We start from the raw sequence: 17,285 nt of genomic DNA on the forward strand, positions 1-17,285 counted from the left end.
TTGACGGAGTGCCAGGGGACAGGGTGGAGGGGTCATGAGTCTCGATGACCGCAAGCTCGAGGTGCTCCGCGCCATCGTCGAGGACTACGTCGCCACCCAGGAGCCGGTGGGCAGCAAAGCCCTCGTCGAGCGCCGCCAGCTCGGCGTCTCCCCGGCCACCGTCCGCAACGACATGGCCGTGCTGGAGGAGGAGGGTTACATCCGCCAGCCGCACACCAGTGCGGGTCGGGTGCCCACCGACGCCGGCTACCGGCTCTTCGTGGACCGGTTGTCGCGGGTCAAAGCGCTGAGCCCGGCCGAGCGGCGGGCCATCGAGCGGTTCCTGGCCGGCGCGGTCGACCTGGACGACGTGGTGCACCGCACGGTGCGCCTGCTCGCCCAGCTCACCCGCCAGGTCGCCGTGGTGCAATATCCGAGTTTGTCCCGCTCCTCCGTGCGGCACCTCGAGCTGGTGCCGATCTCCACCACCCGGATCATGCTCGTGATGATCGCCGACACCGGTCGGGTCGAGCAGCGGCTCGTCGAGCTGCCCGCGCCGACCGGCCCCGACGACGTGCTCGACATGCGGCGCAAGGTCAACGCGAAGTTGACCGGGGTGAAGCTCGCCGACACGCCGCCGCTGGTGCAGGCGCTGGTCGACGAGTCCGCCCCGGAGAAGCGCAACACCGTGGCGTGCGTCGCCTCCGTGCTCCTGGAGACCCTGGTCGAGCGCAGTGACGAACGTCTCGCCCTGGCCGGCACGGCCAACCTGACCCGCGGCGGCGTCCTGGATTTCCAGGGTTCGCTGCGTCCCGTGCTGGAGGCTCTCGAGGAGGAGGTCATCCTGCTCAAGCTCATCGGCGAAGTGGAGCCCAGCACCACCCGGGTCCGCATCGGCGACGAGAACGAGATCGACAATCTCCGGGCGGCGTCGGTGGTGAGCACCGGTTACGGACCGGGTACGACAATCGTTGGTGGCCTCGGCGTGCTGGGGCCGACTCGGATGGACTACCCCGGCACCATCGCCACGGTGCGTGCCGTGGCACGCTACGTTGGCGATCTGCTGGCCCAGAACTGAAGCAAAAGCGACGACGGTCTCCGGCGCACAGCGCGGGGCAGACATGAGGACTCGAAACCCTGTGGCGAAGGACTACTACGGAATTCTCGGCATCAGCCGCGAAGCCACCGACGACGAGATCAAGCGTGCCTACCGCAAGCTGGCCCGTCAGTACCACCCCGACGTCAATCCCGATCCCGAGGCGCACGAGAAGTTCAAGGACATCAACGCAGCCTACGAGGTCCTCTCCGACGACCAGAAGCGGCAGATCGTCGACCTGGGCGGCGACCCTCTCGCCCCCGGCGGCGGCGCGGGTGCCGGTCCGGGCGGTCCCGGCGGCGCCGGCCCGTTCGTCGGCTTCCAGGACATCATGGACGCGTTCTTCGGCACGGCCGCCGGCGGCGCCGGGGCCCGGGGCCCGCGGCCGCGCACCCGGCCCGGCGCCGACGCGATCCTGCGCCTGGAGCTCGACCTGGTCGAGACCGCGTTCGGGGTCGAGGCGCCGATCACCGTCGACACCGCGGTGCTCTGCACCCAGTGCACCGGCGCCGGCACCGCGCCCGGCACCCATCTGGCCACCTGTGAGACCTGTGGCGGCCGGGGCGAGGTCCAGTCGGTGCAGCGCACCTTCCTGGGCCAGGTTGTCTCGTCGCGTCCCTGTCAGAACTGCCAGGGTCACGGCACGGTGATCCCGCAACCCTGCCCGACCTGCGCCGGCGACGGCCGGATCCGGACCCGGCGCTCGCTGACGGTCAAGATCCCGGCCGGCGTCGAGGACGGCATGCGGATCCGCCTGGCCCAGCAGGGCGAGGTCGGCCCCGGCGGCGGCACGGCCGGCGATCTCTACGTGGAGATCCACGAGCGTCCGCACGACGTCTACTCCCGCAAGGGCGACGACCTGCACTGCCGCGTCACCCTGCCGATGACGGCGGCGGCCCTCGGCACCCGGCTGACCATCAAGACCCTCGACTCGGAGGAGAACATCGAGGTCAAGCCCGGCACGCAGCCGGCTTCGACCCTGCGCGTACGCGGCAAGGGCGTGCCGCACCTGCGCGGGCAGGGCCGCGGCGAGCTCTTCGTGCACCTCGACGTGAAGACCCCGACCAAGCTCACGGCCGACCAGGAGCGGATGCTGCGCGACTTCGCCAAGACCCGTGGCGAGGACGTGGCCGAGCTGAGTAAGCAGGGCGGGTTCTTCTCGCGCATGCGGGACGCCTTCAACGGGCACTGACCGTGTCCGCGCCCCTGTTCCTCGTCGACGACCTGCCCACGTCCGGGCGCTTCACGCTGGCCGGCCGGGAGGGCCATCACGCCGCCGACGTGCAGCGACTGCGGGTCGGGGAGGCCCTGGTCCTCGCCGACGGGCGGGGCGGCTCGGTGCGTGCCGAGGTCACCGGGGTCGGCCGGGGCAGCATCGACGTCGAGGTCGGGGAGCGGACCCTCACGCCCGCGCCGGACCCACGGTTGGTCGTCGTGCAGGGGATCGCCAAGGGTGACCGCGGCGAGCTCGCCGTGCAGGCGATGACGGAGATCGGGGTCGACGAGATCATTCCCTGGGCCGCGTCCCGGGCGGTGACGCAGTGGCGCGGAGACCGGGGCGTACGCGCCCGGGAGAAGTGGGTCTCCACCGCGCGCGAGGCCGCCAAGCAGGCACGCCGGCCCTGGCTGCCGCTGGTGTCCGGCGACCCCGACGTGTCGACCAAGCAGGCCGCCGCGCGGCTGTCGGCCGCCGCGGCGGCCTTCGTGCTGCACGAGGAGGCGACCGACCGGCTGACCGGGGCGAAGCTGCCAGACTCGGGCGAGATCGTGCTGGTCGTGGGGCCTGAGGGCGGGATAAGCGACCAGGAGGTGGGCGCGTTCGTCGCGGCCGGCGCCCAGCCGGTGCGGCTCGGCGACGCGGTGTTGCGGACGTCGACCGCGGGGGTTGCCGCGCTCGCCGTGCTGTCGGCGCGGCTAGACCGTTGGTGAGCCGCTCCGGCGGCCGCATTCTGCGCAGGGCGATCACCCGCAACGGCCGGCGGCTGTCGGCCGGCACCGCGCTGGTTGGCCTGTTCCAGGCCTGCGAGGCGGCGATCCCGGTCCTCATCGGCGTGATCGTCGACCGTGCCGTCACCCCGGGCGACGGCACCGCGCTGGCGCTCTGGATCGGGGTGCTCGGCCTGGTGTTCGCCGTGCTGACCCTGTCGTACCGGTTCGGGGCGCGGCTGCTCATGGCGGCGATCGCCGAGGAGGCGCACCGGCTGCGCGTCGAGGTTTCCGCGAAGATCCTGCATCCTCGCGGCGTTCATACCGATTTCCGCGCCGGGGACCTGCTGACCGTGTCGACCAGCGACGCCGACAACACGTCGTACCTGCTCGACTATGTGCCGCGCATCGTCGGCGCCCTCGTGGCAACCGCGGTCAGCGCCGTCACGCTGTTGCTGATCTCCGTGCCGCTGGGGCTGGCAGTGCTGCTCGCGACGCCGCTGGTGCTGATCGTGTTGCAGATCAGCGCCCCACTGATCCGCAAGCGGGTCGCCGACGAGCAGGAGCAGGCCGGCCGGGCCGCCTCGCTCGCCGTCGACCTGGTCACGGGACTGCGGCCGTTGCGGGGCATCGGCGCGCGGGAGGCGGCCGCCGAGCGCTACCGCGGGGTGAGCCGCCGCTCGCTTGCCGCCACTTTGCGCGCCGGCCGTACGCAGAGCATCTATCTCACCGCTTCCACCACGCTGAGCACGCTCCTGGCGTGCGGCATCGCGATCCTCGCCGGGTGGTTCGCCCTCACCGGCCGCATCACGGTCGGCCAGTTCATCACCGTCATCGGCTCCGCGCAGTTCCTCGTCGAGCCGTTCGGCCTGCTGGCGATCGTGCCGGGCCTGGTCGCGGAGGCGCGCGCCAGCGCGGACCGGGTCGCCCGGGCCACCGACGCCGGCCTGATCCTGCCGCGGGGGACCGCCGCCCCCGCCGCCGAGCGGTGCGAGCTGCGCCTGAGCGGAGTCCGGCACGGCCCGCTCGCGGGCCTGGACCTGCACGTGCGCCCCGGGGAGTTCGTCGGCGTCGTGGCCCGTCGGGCGGCGGACGCCGAGGCCCTGGTCGGACTGCTCGCCCTTCCGACCGGCTACGAGGGTACGGTCCAGCTCGGCGGCGTACCGATCGACGAGGTCGACCGGGACCACGCCCGACGCCTCCTGCTGGTCGAACCGCACCACTGCGACCTGTTCACCGGCACCATCGCGGCCAATGTCGCCGTACACGACGATCGCGACTCCCTGGCCGAAGCGCTCGCCGCCGCGGCCGCCGACGAGGTGGTGGACACCCACCCCGACGGGCTCGACACGCCGGTCGCCGAGCGGGGTGCCAGCCTCTCCGGCGGCCAGCGGCAGCGGCTCGCCCTGGCCCGTGCCCTGCTCGCCCGCCCGCCGGTGCTGGTGCTGCACGATCCGACCACCGCCGTCGACGCGGTCACCGAGCACGCCATCGCCCAGGGCATCCGCGCGCTGCGCCACGGTCCGGGATCGGGCTTCGGCACGGTCGTGATCACCAGCAGCCCGGCCCTGCTCGCCGCCACCGACCGGGTCGTCGTCCTCGGCGACGGCGTGGTCACCGCCGAGGGCACCCACGCGGATCTCGGCGCCGCCGACGACTCCTATCGCCGGTTGGTGCTGCGATGACGGCCAGGCTTCCGGTCGCGACGGCTAGGCAGAGCTGGGACTGGCTTCGAGCCGAGGCGCGCGACCGCCGGGGCGAGGTGGCCGGGACGGTGGCGGTCGGACTGCTCGCGGCCGCCGCCTCCATCGTTCCGGTGTGGGCGCTGGGGCTGCTCGTCGACCGGGTCCGCGCGGGAGCCGGCACCTCGGCGATCGTGGGGCTCATCCTCGTCATCGTGGTCTCCGCGCTGGTGGGTGGCGGTGCGACCGGGCTGTCCACGTACCTCGGTGGCCGGCTCGGCGCCCGGATGCTCGCCGACCTGCGCGAGAGCACCGTGGCGACCGCGCTGCGGCTGCCCGCGCTCGTGCTGGACCGGGCCGGCCGCGGCGATCTGCTGTCACGGGTCGGCGCCGACATCGCGGCGATCGGCAAGGCCGTGTCCGACGTCGTGCCCCCGCTGTTCTCGTCCGTCCTGCTCGCCGTGCTGAGCCTCGCCGCGATGACGGGGATCGACTGGCGACTGGGGCTGGCCGGTGCCGTCGCGGTGCCGTTCTACGTCGCCGCGCTGCGGTGGTACCTGCCGCGTTCGGGCCCCCGGTACGCCCAGGAGCGGGCCGCCGTCGCCGAACGGTCCCAGTTGCTCGTCGAGAGCATGCAGGGCCTGCGGACGGTGCATGCCTACCGGCTGGAGGACCGGCACCTGCGCGACGTCGACGGCGCCTCCGCCCGGGCCCGGGACCTCACGGTGAACGTCTTCGCGCTGTTGACCCGCTTCGGCGGCCGGATCAACCGGGCCGAGTTCTTCGGGCTCGCCGCGCTTCTGACGACGGGCTTTCTGCTGGTCCGCGAGGGCGCCGTCACCGTCGGCGAGACGTCGGCGGCCGCCCTGCTGTTCCACCGGTTGTTCAACCCGGTGGCGATGCTGGTGTTCACCTTCGACGAGGTGCAGGCCGCCGGGGCGAGCCTGGCCCGCCTGGTCGGCGTCCAGCGGATGCCCGTGGAGCAGCGTGCCGGCGGGCGGCGGCCCGCCGACTCGACGCTGTCGCTGGACGAGGTCGGCTTCAGCTACGACGGCGTCACCCCGGTCTTGCGCGACGTGTCGCTGCGGGTCGCGCCGGGGGAGCGGGTCGCGCTGGTCGGCTCGACCGGTGCCGGGAAGACGACCGCCGCGTCGATCGCCGCGGGCCTCCTGCGGCCCGGCAGCGGCACCGCCCGGGTCGGCGGCGTGCCGGTCGCCGAGTTGCCCGCGCACACCGTGGCCATCGTCAGCCAGGAGACGCACGTCTTCGCCGGCCCGCTCGTCGAGGATCTGCGCCTGGCCCGGCCGGGGGCGGACGTCGCCGACGTCGAGGCCGCCCTGGCGACGGTCGGGGCGTGGGAATGGGTGCACGCACTGCCCGACGGGCTGGACACGGTCGTCGGCGAAGGTGGCCGTGACCTGACCGCCGCACAGGCGCAGCAGCTGGCGTTGGCCCGGCTCGTCCTGCTCGACCCGGCCGTGGCGATCCTGGACGAGGCGACCGCGGAGGCGGGCAGCGCGGGCGCCCGGGCGCTGGAGGAGGCCGCCGCGGCGGCGTTGCGGGGACGGACCGCGCTGGTCGTGGCGCACCGGCTGACCCAGGCGGCCGCCGCCGACCGGATCGTGGTGCTGGAGCACGGCTCCATCGTGGAGTCCGGCCCGCACGCCGAGCTCGTCGCCGCGGGCGGCCGGTACGCCCGGCTGTGGGCGGCCTGGGAGTCCCGCACTCCCACCGGCGCCGACCATCCGTGATCCAGACCACCATTCGCGGTTTCGCCGACCCCGCCTGAACCGCTTCGTGGGGGCGTACGTGTGAAGGGCGTTCGTATCGCAAAGGCCATAAGAAAGGGCCCAGCCATGCAATCCCCGCGAATGCTTTCTTTTGCCGCAGTTGCCGTCACTGGCGCGCTCCTCCTGTCCGCGTGCGGAAGCGCGACTCCGGGCCCGGCGGCCGCGCCGGTCGCGGCCCTGGCCGACTTGGTGACGGGTACGGCGAAGAGCTCCCAGGCACTGCGCGGCACCGGTGACTGGGCGGCGCCGAAGGGCGGTACGCCGACCGGCGAGGCCGCCACCGTGGCGCAGAAGTGGGTGCAGCTGACCGCCGCCCGGGCCGGGGACCTGAACCCGGTGCTGGTGAACGGCGCCGGCCTGACGCTCTACCGGTTCGATCAGGACACGGCGAAGCCGTCCAAGTCCACCTGCAACGGCGACTGCGCGGCGAAGTGGCCGCCGGTGACCGTCAAGCCCAACGGCAAGATCTTCGTCGCCGGGGTGCCCAAGAGCAAGGTCGGCGTGGTCAAGCGCGATGACGGCCGGCTCCAGGTGACCGTGGCGGGCTGGCCGGTCTACCGCTTCGCCAAGGACACCGCTCCGGGCGACACGAAGGGTCAGGGCGTCGGCGGCACGTGGTTCGGCATCCGGCCGGACGGCAAGAAGGCCGGCGTGGACGAGGGAAGCGAACCCGCCCCCGGTGACGGCGCCGGACGCAACGTTCCGGCCAAGCGCGTCGTGCTCTTCGGCGCCCGGTCCTTCAACGTCTTCGACGAGACCGCGAACTCCCAGAAGATCGAGGGCAAGACCGGCTGTGTCGACGCGACCGAGCCCGGCACCGCGTCGTCCATCGTGTTCGACGGACTCGTCAAGATCTGGAGCGGTCCGGGCTGCACCGGGAAGTCGAAGGAGCTGGGGGCGGTGGACGCGGAGAACGTCGGTGGCATCGCCGACCTGCGGGAGATCGGCTTCGACAACCGGATCGGATCCGTGAAGCTCTGAGCGGGTCGCGGTAGTAAGGGGCGGCCGCGCGGCCGCCCCTTCGCCGTAGCGTCGGGTTTATGCTTGCGCGACGATCGAGGACCGTCCGTTCCTTCCTTCGTCCCAGGCCCGCGACCAGAGGAACCAGCAGATGAGCGCCCCCGAGCAGAACGGCGGGCCGACCGTTCGCCGGCTCCAACTCGGCGCGCGCCTGCGCGGCCTGCGGCTGGCGGCCGGAATCACCCGCGACCGGGCAGGCTACGAGATCCGCGGCTCGGAATCGAAGATCAGCCGGATGGAGTTGGGCCGCGTCGCGTTCAAGGAGCGCGACGTCACCGACCTGCTCACCCTGTACGGCGTGACGGACCCCGGCGAGCACCAGCGGCTGGTCGCCCTCGCCCGCGAGGCGAACTCGCCCGGCTGGTGGCATTCGTACGGCGACGTGCTGACCACGTGGTTCCAGAACTACCTAGACCTGGAGCAGGCCGCCGAGCTGATCCGCTCGTACGAGATCCAGTTCGTGCCGGGCCTGTTGCAGACGGACGCGTACGCCCGCGCGGTCATCATGCTCGGCCACGGCACCGCCTCCGCCGAGGAGATCGACCGCCGCGCCGATCTGCGGATGGCCCGTAAACGACTCCTCGCCCGCGAGAACCCGCCGCGCCTCTGGGCGGTGATCGACGAGGCGGTCCTCAAGCGCCCGATCGGTGGCCGGGCGGTGCTGCGGGAGCAGGTCGCGTACCTGTTGGAGATGTCCACACACCCCTACATCCGGCTCCAGGTGATCCCGTTCCGCTCCGGCGGCCACGCGGCGGCGGGCGGCGCGTTCACCATCCTGCGGTTTCCGCACCAGAACCTGGCCGACGTGGTCTACATCGAACACCTGACCAGCGGCATCTATCTGGACAAGCGCGAGGAGGTCGACCACTACTCGGCGGCGATGGGCCGGCTGTTCATCGACGCGGCGCAACCGGACGAGACGCCCGCCCTGCTGCGGCAGGCGCTCCGGGACCTGCAATAGATCCACTCGGGGTCAAACCTGGGGGATAGGGTAGGCCTTTCTTCCAATGTCGAATCATCTGTTCGGCCGAGTTCGACTTCTGATCGTTGTCCCGGTTCGTTACTCGGAGGAAACTTCGTCCTCGCGTTGATCCCTCCCCCTCGACGCTCTAGGACGTGTCATGAACCAGCACCGCCACCCCGCCCACCCGCGGAAACGAAGTCCGATCCCGTGGGTGATCCTCGCCGTCCTCCTCGTCGCGGGCGGGGTCGTTCTCGTGCCCCGGATCCTCGACAAGGACACCGCAGACGACCCCGCGCCGGTCGCCGCCTCCGAGGCCGACCCGATGCTGACCGTGATCGGCAAGTGCGACCCGGTCAAGCGGGGCCTCAAGCTCTCCGACAAGAACCGCAAGCTGACCGTCAACGGCTCCGGGAAGACGTTCCCCATGGGCCTCGACGAGCCGGCCATGACCTGCGTCATGGACACCCTCGAGGTGCCCGGCGCCCTCAGCTCCCGGATGCTCTCCACCGTCGGCGCCGACGGCCGGCTCGAAGGCGAATGGCCCGGCTACACCGCCGTGTGGACCAACGACCCGGACAAGGGCCTCGACCTGACGATCACCCGGGTCGGCTGACGCCTGGCCCGTCACACCCCACCCTAAGATCTTCGTCGTGGAGCCAGAACGCTTGACGAACGCCCGGCAGCGCCTCGAGCGGGCCGTCCGCAAGGTCCAAGCCGACGCCCGGGTCCCGGCGCTCTCCGTCGCGCTGCACCGGGCCGACCGCGAGCCCTGGACCTGCACCGTCGGGACGTCCGGCGACCCGGCGCGGCCGCTGGACGCCGGCACCCGCTTCCGCGTCGGCTCGGTCACCAAGACCCTCACCGCCGTGCTGGTGCTCCAGGCCCGCGACGACGGCCTGCTCGACCTCGACGACCCGGTCTCCGCCCACCTCGACGTCCCCGCCCACGGCACGGCGACGATCCGGAGCCTGCTCTCACACACTGCCGGCTACCAGCGCGAACCGCACGGCGACGTCTGGGACGTGCTGACCGCTCCCGACGACCGCCAGCTGCTCGCCGACCTCGCCCGCGCCGAACGCGTCCTGCCGGCCAACCGGCGCTACCACTACTCCAACCTGGGCCTCGCCGTGCTCGGCCAGCTCGTCGCCCGCCTCCGCGGCGGCACCTGGGCCTCGGTGCTGCAAGAACGCGTCCTCGACCCGCTCGGCCTCACCGCCACCACGGTCGACCCGACCGCCGAGGCGGCGATCGGCTACCTCGTCGACGCCTATTCCGACGCCGCACGCCCCGAACCCCGGCTGGATCTCGCGGGCGTCTCCCCGGCGGCCCAGCTGTGGAGCACGGCGACCGACATGGCCCGCTGGGCGGCGTTCCTCGCCTCGCCCGAGCTCATCGACCCGGACGCGCGCGTGCTGGCGCCGGCCACCCTCGACGAGATGCGCTGGCCGCGCACCACCACCGACGAGAACCTCTGGACCGGTGGCTTCGGCCTCGGCCTGATCCTGGTCCCCCAGGGCGGCCGCGTCCTGCACGTCGGCCACGACGGCGCCATGCCCGGCTTCCTGGCGGGCGTCTACGGCCGCCGCGGCGGCGAGGGAAACCCCGGCGCGCTGGGTGCGGCGGTCCTGGCCTCCTCGGGTACGGCGACAGAGATCAACGACCTCGTCCACGACCTTTTGACCATCGCGGTCGACGCCGACCCGGCCGACATCCGCCCCTGGTTCCCGGGCGCGGCCGCCCCGCCGCAGTTCCGCAGCATCCTGGGCCCATGGTGGGGCGAGGGCTTCCCGCACATCTTCACCTGGCACGACGGCACCCTGCAGGCGCGCGCGGCGGATGCCCCGGCCGACCGGCCGCCGTCGGTCTTCCGCCCGATCCCCGACCGGCCGGACACGCTGCGAACGGTGTCGGGGCGGGAGGCGGGCGAGTTGCTGCGGCTGACCCGGGACGCGGAGGGGGTGGTGGTGCGGATGCATTGGGCCACCTACCGCTTCACCCGGGCGCAGGAGACCTTCGAGGGGGTGCCGGTCTCCCAGGGCTGACCGCCGGCCGCCTCGTGTTGTCTGCGCGACCTTCTGTTGACCACGCGACTTTGTGTTGTGCGCAGCGTGGTGTTGTGCGCGCGACGTCGTGTTGTGCGGGCCATCTTGTGTTGGGCGGGCGACGTGGTGTTGTGCGCGCGACCATGTGTGGTGCGCGACCATGTGTGGTGCGCGCGACCATGTGTGGTGCGCGCGACCATGTGTGTTGTGCGCGACTTTGTTGTCCGCGTGGCCGCGCCGGCCCGGTCGCACGCTCTGCCCTGCCTCGGACCGCCCCGCCTGGCGCGTTCGCCGATGCCGTCGCCCGGTTCGCCGATGCCCTCGGCCGGTTCGCCGATGCCCTCGGCCGGTTCGCCGATTTTGTCGGCCGGGAGCCCCGCCGCGGTCGGCACGTCGAAACGGCCGATAATGGCCTCGGCGGGGTCGCTCCCGAACGGATACGATGGCACGATCCTTACGCACGCCGCCACGCAACGGCGGTGATGAGAAAGAGAGCAGGTGGCGTAGGCCGTACGGCCGCCCCTATGACCGGCACCGAACACAGCAGCGCTGCCGCTCGGGTGCAGACCAGGATCTCGGTCTCCGACCCGAAGATCATGGTGAACCTGCTCGGCCCGAAGGACGAGATCCTGCGGCTCGTCGAGCGCACCCTCGCCAGCGACGTGCACGTCCGCGGGAACGAGATCACCATCACCGGCGCTCCGGCCGACAACGCCACCGCCGAGCGGCTCTTCTCCGAGCTCATCGAGCTCACCGAGAAGGGCGAGACGCTCACCGTCGACGCGGTCCGGCGTACGGTCGCCATGCTGGAGCAGAACACCACCGAGCGCCCGGCCGAGGTGCTGACGCTCAACATCCTGTCCCGGCGCGGGCGCACCATCCGGCCCAAGACGCTCGGCCAGAAGCGCTATGTCGACGCCATCGACGCCAACACGATCGTGTTCGGCATCGGCCCGGCCGGCACCGGCAAGACGTACCTCGCCATGGCCAAGGCCGTCCAGGCCCTGCAGGCGAAGCAGGTCAACCGGATCATCCTCACCCGCCCGGCGGTCGAAGCCGGCGAGCGTCTCGGCTTCCTGCCCGGCACGCTCAACGAGAAGATCGACCCGTATCTGCGCCCGCTGTACGACGCCCTGCACGACATGCTCGACCCCGAGACCATCCCGCGGCTCATGCAGGCGGGAACCATCGAGGTCGCGCCGCTGGCCTATATGCGCGGAAGAACCCTCAATGACGCTTTCATCATTCTCGACGAGGCGCAGAACACGACGCCCGAGCAGATGAAGATGTTCCTGACCCGGCTCGGCTTCGGCGCCAAGATCGTGGTCACCGGCGACGTCACGCAGGTCGACCTGCCCGGCGGCACCACCAGCGGGTTGCGGATCGTCCGGGAGATCCTCCAGGGCGTCGAGGACGTGCACTTCGCCGAGCTGTCCAGCTCGGACGTGGTCCGGCACCGGCTGGTCGCGGAGATCGTCGACGCGTACGCGCGCTACGACGCCGAAGTGGAGCAGCAGACCACCCAGCAGTCCGTCCGGGCGGTGCAGCAACCCGCCGCCGCCGGGCGACGGCGGCGCTGAGCCGCTGATGCGCCGACCGCAACGGCCGACCCGGGCCAGGGCAGGACGGCCACCGACCGTCCTGCCCGGCACAGGACGGCCACCGGCCGTCCGGCTGGGCGCGGGACTGCCGCCGACCGTCCGGCTGGGCGCGGGACTGCCATCGGCCGTCTGGCTGGGCGCGGGACTGCCATCGGCCGTCCGGCTCGGCGCGGGACTGCCGCCGACCGTCCGGCTCGGCGCGGGACTGCCATCGGCCGTCTGGCCCGGCGCAGGACTCGGCGGTGGGGTTCCGCACAGCACGGGGACTGATGACGGCGGGGGTTCGCGGCGTGGGAAGGGTCACGCGCCGCGGGGAGTTCCGTTCAGCAAGGGCAAGACCGGTGGCCGCCGGACCGGCGGTGCCGAACCGATTCGAGACCAGGGGTAACGCACCGCATGTCCATCGAGATCGCCAACGAGTCGGGAGTCGAGGTCGACACCGACGCGATTCTCGCAGTGGCCCGGCACGCGCTCGAGGAGATGGGGGTCAACCCGCTCGCCGAGCTGTCGATCCTGCTCGTCGACATCGACTACATGACCGAGCTCAACCATCGCTGGATGGGGAGCGACGGCCCGACAGACGTCCTCGCCTTCCCGATGGACGAGGGCAGCGTCGACCACGGTCCGGGCGAGGCGGGCACGGGCGAGCCGGCCCTGCTCGGCGACATCGTGCTGGCGCCGGAGGTAGCCGCGAAACAGGCCGCCGCCGCGGGGCACACTCCCGCGGACGAGTTGCACCTGCTCACCGTGCACGGCGTGCTGCACCTGCTCGGCTACGACCACGCCGAACCCGACGAGGAGCGTGAAATGTTCGCCCTGCAGGCTCGGTTGCTGCAGAGCTGGCGCTCCGGACGGCGGACCGGCTGATCCGATGGAGCCGTCCTCACTGGCTGCCGCGGCCCACCTGAGCGCGCCAGTCGCCGCGGCCGCCCCATCGGCGCCGCCCGCGGCCGACCCGTCCGCTCTGATCGCCACAACAGACCCGTCCGCGTTGCTCGCGGCGGCCGAGCCGTCCGCTCTGAACGCCACAGCCGACTCGTCCGCGTTGCTGGCGGCCGAGCCGTCCGCGTTGCTGGCGGCCGAGCCGTCCGCGTTGCTGGCGGCCGACCCGTCCGCGCTGCTCGCGGCGGCCGATACCGCGGGCGCGGCCGGGTTGCCGGATCTTCAGCTCATCATCTATGCCGTCGTGCTGGTCTTTCTCGCCGGGCTGGCGTCGATGACCGATGCCGCGCTCGGGACCGTCTCCCCGGCCCGGGCCGCCGAGATGGAGCGGGAAGGACAGCGGGGTGCCGCGGCGCTGACCGCCGTCGCCGGTGACGTCGTGCGCCACCTCAACCTGCTGCTGCTTCTGCGGTTGCTCTGCGAGCTGACCGCGACCACGCTCGTCGCGCTCGTCGCGGTGGACAGTTGGGGTGCGGGGTGGCGGGCCGCGCTCGTCACCGCCGGGGCGATGACCCTGGTCAGCTTCGTCGTGGTCGGGGTCGGCCCGCGTACGGTCGGGCGGCAGCACGCGTACGCCGTCGGCAAGGCGACCGCGCCCCTGGTGCGGTGGATCGGGCGGGTGTTCAATCCGCTGGCGTCGCTGCTGATCCTCATCGGTAACGCCGTCACGCCCGGTAAGGGATTTCCCGAGGGGCCGTTCGGCAGCCAGGTGGAGCTGCGGGAGCTGGTCGATCTGGCCGAGCAGCGGGGCGTCGTCGAGCACGGCGAGCGCGAGATGATCCACTCGGTGTTCGCGCTGGGTGACACCATTGCCCGCGAGGTCATGGTGCCGCGGACCGAGATGGTGTGGATCGAGGCGCCGAAGACGTTGCAGCAGGCGCTGTTTCTCTTCCTGCGGTCCGGTTTCTCGCGCATCCCGGTCATCGGTGACAGCGTCGACGACGTGCTGGGCGTGCTCTACCTGAAGGACGTGGTCCGACGCACCCAGAACGGTGACTCGGGCTCGTCCGTCGTGCCGGTCGCCGAGCTGATGCGCCCCGCGACGTTCGTGCCCGAGTCGAAGCCGGTCGACGACCTGCTGTCGGAGATGCAGGCGGCACGCATGCACCTGGTCATCGTCGTCGACGAGTACGGTGGCACCGCCGGCCTGGTGACCATCGAGGACATCCTCGAGGAGATCGTCGGCGAGATCACCGACGAGTACGACGTCGAGCGTCCCCCGGTCGAACACCTGGACGGCGGCGCGGTGCGGGTCACCGCGCGCCTGCCGATCGAGGATCTGGGTCAGATCTTCGGCGTCGAGCTGCCCGCCGACGAGGTCGAGACGGTCGGCGGCCTGCTCGCCCAGACCCTGGGGCGGGTACCCATCCCCGGCGCCACCGTCGACGTGGGCGGCCTGCATCTGATCGCCGAGGGCACCACGGGCCGCCGCAACCGCATCGATTCGGTGCTGGTGCGCCGCGTCGAACCCCTGTCGGAGGAATCCGACGACGAGAACGCCCCCGAGACTGAGGAAAGACAGCACGCCGATGCCTGATCAGACCATTCCCGCCGGTTCCGCGAACGCCGAGCTCAGCGCGGAGGACGCGAAGCTGGTCACCCTGGCCCGCGGCGCCCGCGCCCGGGTGGGCGCCACCGAGGGAGCATCGGTACGCGACCAGGACGGCCGCACCTACGCGGCCGCGACGGTGTCCCTGCCCAGTCTCAAGGTGACCGCCCTGCAACTCGCGGTGGCCTCCGCGGTGGCCGCGGGCGCGACCACGATCGAGGCCGCGGCGGTGGCAACGGAGTCGGCCACGCTCGACGGCGCGGGCCATGACGCGGTGCGCGACCTGGCCGAGGCCGCCCCCATCCACGTGGCGGCGCCGGACGGCACCCTGTTGGGCACGGTGACGCAGTGACGGCTCCGACCGGCGGTGGCGAGGAGCGCAGGCTCACCCCGGGGGAGCGCAACGAGAAGCGCCGCCAGGAGCGTCGCGCGGCGCGCCGGGAGCAGGAAGCGGGTGGTCGACCCGCCCAGGGCCGAGCAGCCAAGAGCAGCACCGGCACTTTCGGAAAGAACGGCTCGGCCGGAAAAGGCCGCCCGGGCGGCCGGAGCGCGGCGGGCGAGAGCGGCGGCGCGGCCGGAGCGAGCGGCCCGGGCGGTAAGAGCGCGGCCGGAAGAAGTGGCGGCTCAACCGGCGTGGGCGGGCCGGGTGGTAGGAGTGCGGCCGGAAGAAGCGGCGGCTCAACCGGAGTGGGCGGGCCGGGTGGTAGGAGTGCGGCCGGAAGTAGTGGCGGCGCGGGCGGGAAGAGGCCCGGCGGCCTGGTTGGGGACGCGGGCGGTAGTGGTGGCGGCGCGCCTGAGGAAGCCCTGAGCTCGGGGCCACGGGCAGGGGATGGTTCGGGGAACGCCCGTACCGTATCCGGGGTAAAGAAGCACCGGCATAAGGCCGCGCGCCTCACCCGGCCGGTGGACGACGTGTATCGCGCGGGGTTTGCCTGTTTTGTCGGGCGGCCTAACGCTGGCAAGTCGACGCTGACCAACGCCATCATCGGGCAGAAGATCGCGATCACGTCGAACAAGCCGCAGACCACCCGGCACGTCATCCGGGGCGTGCTGCATCGGGAGAACGCCCAGCTCGTGCTGGTCGACACGCCGGGGCTGCACCGACCGCGCACGCTGCTCGGCGAGCGGCTCAACGATCTCGTGCGCGAGACGTGGAGCGAGGTCGACGTGATCGGGGTCTGCTTCCCGGCGGACGAGGCCGTGGGTGCCGGTGACCGCTTCATTTCCGCGGAGATCGCCGAGCTCAAGGCCACGGTCATCGCGCTGGTCACCAAGGTCGATCTGGTGTCGCCCGCCGTCCTCGCGCAGCGGCTGCTCGAGGTGAGCCGGCTCTACGACTTCGCCGACATCGTGCCGGTCAGCGCGGTTTCCGGGCATCAGGTGGACACGCTGGTCGATGTGATCGTCAAGCACCTGCCGGAGTCGCCGCCGCTGTACCCGGACGACGTGCTCACCGAGGAACCCGAGCAGGTGCTCATCGGCGAGCTGATCCGGGAGGCCGCGCTCGAGGGGGTGCGCGACGAGCTGCCGCACTCGATCGCCGTGCTCGTCGAGGAAATGCTCGTCGAGGGAAACATCACCAAGATCTATGCCAACATGTACGTCGAGCGTGACAGCCAGAAGTCGATCGTGATCGGTACGCGGGGAGCCCGGCTGAAGGACGTCGGGACCCGGGCACGTGCCGAGATCGAGGCGCTGCTGGGCCGTCGGATCTACCTCGACCTGCACGTACGCATCGCGAAGGAGTGGCAGCGCGACCCGAAGCAGTTGCGCCGGCTCGGGTTCTGACCGGTCCTACAAGGCCCTGATCGTCGCGTTGCCGCTGCTCGTGCGCACGGTCAGCACCTGTGTCGCCTTCGGGTCGGATCGCACCTGGGAGTCGAAGTTTCCCGCGCCGACCTGCTCCACGATCTTGTAGGAGCCGGCCGGCACCGCCAGGTCGACGTTGCCGCTCGTCGCCCCCGCGGTGACCGTTGCCGGCTGGCGCAGGAGCAGGTCGACGTTGCCCGAACTGGCGTCCGCCCGGATCGCGCCGCCGCCGGTCAGCTCCAGGGCCTCGATGTTGCCCGAGGTGGCGATCAGCGTGGCCGGGCCGGCGAGGCCGTTGACGACGATGTTGCCCGAGGTCGACTTCGCCTTCACCTCGCCGGTGGCCCCCTCGATGTGGATCTCGCCGGACGTCACGCTCACGTCGGCGGACGCTACCGCGAGGAGGTCCAGGTTGCCGCTGTGGAGCGTGCCGCGGACGGCGACGCCGGTGGGCGCCTCGATCTCGTACGAGGCGTGACAGTCCAAGCCGCAGCTCGTGTCGACGGTCAGGGTGGTGCCGGAGAGCCGGTAGGAGACCCCGGGGTCGCTGGTGCCGCCCCGGACGACGCGCTTGATGTGGGTCTCGCCGATCGCCGCGGTCTTCACCTGGACGTTTCCGGAGCCTCCCGTCACCACGATCTCGGTGACCTTCACCTTCTCGGTGTCGTCGTAGGTGAGCTTGGCGCCGATCACGCCGTCACAGCCGGTGAGGACCGCCGCCGCGGCGGCGATCAGGGTGAGTGCGCCGGCGCGCCGGGTCAACCTCGCTGTCATGAGAATGAACCTATGAGCCCGGGTACGCCCGGCGCCATCCGTCCCTCCACCCAGCAACCCCCGAGATGACCCTGAGATCCGGGTCAGGGTCTGTCGCACCGACCGGGCAGA

15 protein-coding genes are annotated in these 17,285 nt (G+C 71.9%); 14 read left to right on the forward strand and 1 reads right to left on the reverse strand.

The genetic code is table 11. From position 1 onward, the window contains the following. Window positions 1-34 precede the first annotated feature (34 nt). From hrcA to era, 14 genes are all read left to right on the forward strand, one after another. Window positions 35-1,057 carry a heat-inducible transcriptional repressor HrcA gene (gene hrcA / locus AB0M36_RS32995; protein ID WP_364165746.1) on the forward strand — a complete coding sequence of 341 codons (1,023 nt, stop codon included), beginning with the start codon at window positions 35-37 and terminating at the stop codon, window positions 1,055-1,057. A gap of 61 nt (window positions 1,058-1,118) precedes the next feature. Continuing rightward, window positions 1,119-2,267 (forward strand): molecular chaperone DnaJ, encoded by a 1,149-nt coding sequence (gene dnaJ, locus AB0M36_RS33000; protein WP_364165917.1) that lies wholly within the window; start codon window positions 1,119-1,121, stop codon window positions 2,265-2,267. Window positions 2,268-2,269: 2 nt separating this feature from the next. Next, complete coding sequence (locus AB0M36_RS33005; protein WP_364165749.1) at window positions 2,270-3,004, forward strand: 16S rRNA (uracil(1498)-N(3))-methyltransferase; 735 nt, start codon at window positions 2,270-2,272, stop codon at window positions 3,002-3,004. Then, window positions 3,001-4,686 carry an ABC transporter ATP-binding protein gene (locus AB0M36_RS33010; protein WP_364165751.1) on the forward strand — a complete coding sequence of 562 codons (1,686 nt, stop codon included), beginning with the start codon at window positions 3,001-3,003 and terminating at the stop codon, window positions 4,684-4,686. The genes AB0M36_RS33005 and AB0M36_RS33010 overlap by 4 nt, the downstream gene beginning before the upstream one ends. Further along, window positions 4,683-6,434, forward strand: a complete 1,752-nt coding sequence (locus AB0M36_RS33015; protein WP_364165754.1) for an ABC transporter ATP-binding protein — start codon at window positions 4,683-4,685, stop codon at window positions 6,432-6,434. Before AB0M36_RS33010 ends, AB0M36_RS33015 begins: the two co-directional genes overlap by 4 nt. Before the next feature lie 120 nt (window positions 6,435-6,554). After that, window positions 6,555-7,454, forward strand: coding sequence for a hypothetical protein (locus AB0M36_RS33020; RefSeq protein WP_364165757.1), 900 nt, complete (start codon window positions 6,555-6,557; stop codon window positions 7,452-7,454). A gap of 130 nt (window positions 7,455-7,584) precedes the next feature. Further along, entirely contained in the window at window positions 7,585-8,454 is an 870-nt protein-coding gene (locus AB0M36_RS33025) for a helix-turn-helix transcriptional regulator (protein WP_364165760.1), read from the forward strand. A gap of 160 nt (window positions 8,455-8,614) precedes the next feature. Next, on the forward strand, window positions 8,615-9,070 hold the full coding sequence (locus AB0M36_RS33030) for a hypothetical protein (RefSeq protein ID WP_364165763.1): 456 nt from the start codon (window positions 8,615-8,617) through the stop codon (window positions 9,068-9,070). A gap of 52 nt (window positions 9,071-9,122) precedes the next feature. Next, complete coding sequence (locus AB0M36_RS33035) at window positions 9,123-10,499, forward strand: serine hydrolase domain-containing protein (protein WP_364165920.1); 1,377 nt, start codon at window positions 9,123-9,125, stop codon at window positions 10,497-10,499. 524 nt (window positions 10,500-11,023) lie between these two features. Continuing rightward, window positions 11,024-12,079: a PhoH family protein gene (locus tag AB0M36_RS33040; RefSeq protein WP_364165765.1), complete on the forward strand. Its 1,056-nt coding sequence runs from the start codon at window positions 11,024-11,026 to the stop codon at window positions 12,077-12,079. Window positions 12,080-12,496: 417 nt separating this feature from the next. Next, window positions 12,497-12,967: an rRNA maturation RNase YbeY gene (ybeY, locus tag AB0M36_RS33045; RefSeq protein WP_071807580.1), complete on the forward strand. Its 471-nt coding sequence runs from the start codon at window positions 12,497-12,499 to the stop codon at window positions 12,965-12,967. A gap of 229 nt (window positions 12,968-13,196) precedes the next feature. After that, window positions 13,197-14,579, forward strand: a complete 1,383-nt coding sequence (locus AB0M36_RS33050; RefSeq protein ID WP_364165923.1) for a hemolysin family protein — start codon at window positions 13,197-13,199, stop codon at window positions 14,577-14,579. Then, complete coding sequence (locus tag AB0M36_RS33055; RefSeq protein ID WP_364165768.1) at window positions 14,572-14,943, forward strand: cytidine deaminase; 372 nt, start codon at window positions 14,572-14,574, stop codon at window positions 14,941-14,943. Before AB0M36_RS33050 ends, AB0M36_RS33055 begins: the two co-directional genes overlap by 8 nt. A 560-nt stretch (window positions 14,944-15,503) precedes the next feature. Further along, window positions 15,504-16,379, forward strand: a complete 876-nt coding sequence (era, locus tag AB0M36_RS33060; protein WP_364165926.1) for a GTPase Era — start codon at window positions 15,504-15,506, stop codon at window positions 16,377-16,379. Window positions 16,380-16,385: 6 nt separating this feature from the next. Here era and AB0M36_RS33065 read toward each other — a convergent pair whose 3' ends face one another. Next, on the reverse strand, window positions 16,386-17,174 hold the full coding sequence (locus AB0M36_RS33065) for a DUF4097 family beta strand repeat-containing protein (RefSeq protein ID WP_364165771.1): 789 nt from the start codon (window positions 17,172-17,174) through the stop codon (window positions 16,386-16,388). Window positions 17,175-17,285: the final 111 nt, after the last annotated feature.

The organism is Actinoplanes sp. NPDC051346 (genome assembly GCF_040682215.1).
GTDB lineage: Bacteria > Actinomycetota > Actinomycetes > Mycobacteriales > Micromonosporaceae > Actinoplanes.

What these genes read in the sequence shown, in the direction of transcription:
- AB0M36_RS33055 (WP_364165768.1), top strand. Translation starts at nt 14,572, where the DNA reads ATGCCTGATCAGACCATTCCCGCCGGTTCCGCGAACGCCGAGCTCAGC.
- AB0M36_RS33020 (WP_364165757.1), top strand. Translation starts at nt 6,555, where the DNA reads ATGCTTTCTTTTGCCGCAGTTGCCGTCACTGGCGCGCTCCTCCTGTCC.
- AB0M36_RS33030 (WP_364165763.1), top strand. Translation starts at nt 8,615, where the DNA reads ATGAACCAGCACCGCCACCCCGCCCACCCGCGGAAACGAAGTCCGATC.
- hrcA (WP_364165746.1), top strand. Translation starts at nt 35, where the DNA reads ATGAGTCTCGATGACCGCAAGCTCGAGGTGCTCCGCGCCATCGTCGAG.
- AB0M36_RS33065 (WP_364165771.1), bottom strand. Translation starts at nt 17,174, where the DNA reads ATGACAGCGAGGTTGACCCGGCGCGCCGGCGCACTCACCCTGATCGCC.
- AB0M36_RS33025 (WP_364165760.1), top strand. Translation starts at nt 7,585, where the DNA reads ATGAGCGCCCCCGAGCAGAACGGCGGGCCGACCGTTCGCCGGCTCCAA.
- AB0M36_RS33040 (WP_364165765.1), top strand. Translation starts at nt 11,024, where the DNA reads ATGACCGGCACCGAACACAGCAGCGCTGCCGCTCGGGTGCAGACCAGG.
- AB0M36_RS33015 (WP_364165754.1), top strand. Translation starts at nt 4,683, where the DNA reads ATGACGGCCAGGCTTCCGGTCGCGACGGCTAGGCAGAGCTGGGACTGG.
- ybeY (WP_071807580.1), top strand. Translation starts at nt 12,497, where the DNA reads ATGTCCATCGAGATCGCCAACGAGTCGGGAGTCGAGGTCGACACCGAC.